We start from the raw sequence: 1,880 nt of genomic DNA on the forward strand, positions 1-1,880 counted from the left end.
GGGGTCAGCCCGGCGCCGGCGAGCGCGGCGCGGATCACGCGCTGCTGCGCCGGGCCGTTGGGCGCGGTCATCCCGTTGGACGCGCCGTCCTGGTTGACCGCGGAACCGCGGATCACCGCGAGCACCTCGTGGCCGTTGCGCTGCGCGTCGGACAGGCGTTCCACGAGCACCAGGCCGACGCCTTCGGCCAGCGTCATGCCGTCGGCGGCCTCGGCGTAGGCCTTGCACCGGCCGTCGGCGGCCATCGCGCGCTGGCGGCTGAACCCGACCCACGGGGCCGGGGTGGCCATCACGGTCACCCCGCCCGCGAGCGCGAGCGAGCTCTCCCCCGATCGCAGCGACTGGCACGCGAGGTGCAGCGCCACCAGCGACGAGGAGCACGCCGTGTCGAGCGTGACCGCCGGGCCCTCCAGGCCGAACAGGTAGGCGACGCGCCCGGACAGGACGCTCGACACCGAGCCGGTGATCATGTGGCCTTCGGACCCCTCGGCGGCGTTCAGCACCGCGGAGCCGTAGTCCTGGTAGCTGGCGCCGACGAACGTCCCGGTCAGGCTGCCGCGCACGGTCGCCGGGTCGATCCCGGCCCGCTCGAACGCCTCCCACGACGTCTCCAGCAGCAGCCGCTGCTGCGGGTCCATCGACAGCGCCTCGCGCGGCGAGATCCCGAAGAACGACGCGTCGAAGTCCGCCGCCTCGCGCAGGAACCCGCCCAGCGTCGAGTAGGTCTTCCCCGAGCGGTCCGGGTCGGGGTCGTAGAGGCCCGCCGCGTCCCAGCCGCGCTCGGGCGGGAACTCGGAGATGACGTCGGAGCCCGCGGCGACCAGGTCCCACAGCTGCTCCGGTACCCCGGCGCCGCCGGGGTACCGGCAGCTCATGGCGATGATGGCGATCGGCTCGTCGTACCCGGCCACGGCCACCGGGCCCGCGACCTGCGCCCGCGTGCCGACGACCTGCGTGCGCAGGAATTCCGCCAGCGCCACCGGGTTCGGGTAGTCGAACACCATCGTGCTGGGCAGCGTCAGCCCGGTGGCGGTGGCCAGCCGGTTGCGCAGGTCGACGGCGGTGAGGGAGTCGAACCCGGCCTCGCGGAACGCGCGGTCCTCCGCGACGGCGTCGGCGGAGACGTGCCCGAGCGAGGTGGCCGCCTCGGTGCGGACCAGGTCCAGCAGCAGCCGCTCCTGGTCGGCCGGGGCCAGTGCCCGGGTGCGGACGACGAAGTCCAGCTTGGTCGCGTCGTCGCCGGCTGCCTGCCCGGCCCGGCCGAGGCGGACGACGTCGGGCAGCTCCGCGAACAGCGGGCTGGGCCGGACGGAAGTGAACACGGGGTGGTAGCGGTCCCAGGCGATGTCGGCGACCAGCAGCGCGGTCTCGTCGTCGTCGAGGGCCTGGCGCAGGCCGGCCAGCGCCAGCTCGGGGTCCATGAACTCCAGGCCGCTGCGGAGGATCTGCTGCGGGTCGACGCGGCCGAGGTCGCGGTCGTCGGCCCAGATGCCCCAGGCCACGGTGGTCGCGGTCGCGCCGCGGGCGCGGCGCCGCTCGGCCAGCGCACCGAGGTAGGCGTTGCCGGCGGAGTAGGCGCCGTGCGCGCCGCTGCCCCAGATCCCGGCGGTGGAGGAGTACAGGACGAACGCGTCGAGCTCGGCGTCGTCGAGCAGCTCGTCGAGGTGCGCGGCGCCGGCGACCTTCGCCCGCACCACCTCGGCGAAGCGGGTCAGGTCGGTCTCGCCCAGCGGTTCGAGCGCGATGTGCGCGGCGGTGTGGAAGACCGAGCGGACGGTGTGCCCGTCGGCGGCCAGCCCGGCCAGCAGGCCGGCGACCGCGGCCCGGTCGGCGACGTCGCACGAGACGACCTCGGCGACGGCGCCAAGCGCGGAAAGCTC

The 1,880-nt window shown here is 75.1% G+C and carries 1 protein-coding gene; it reads right to left on the reverse strand.

Annotated features, from left to right (window positions below; translation table 11 throughout):
* A partial coding sequence (locus G3I65_RS45765) for a type I polyketide synthase (RefSeq protein ID WP_160701649.1) occupies positions 1-1,880 on the reverse strand: 1,880 nt, incomplete at both ends.

This window comes from Amycolatopsis sp. SID8362 (assembly GCF_010550475.1).
Classification (GTDB): Bacteria; Actinomycetota; Actinomycetes; order Mycobacteriales; family Pseudonocardiaceae; genus Amycolatopsis; species Amycolatopsis eburnea.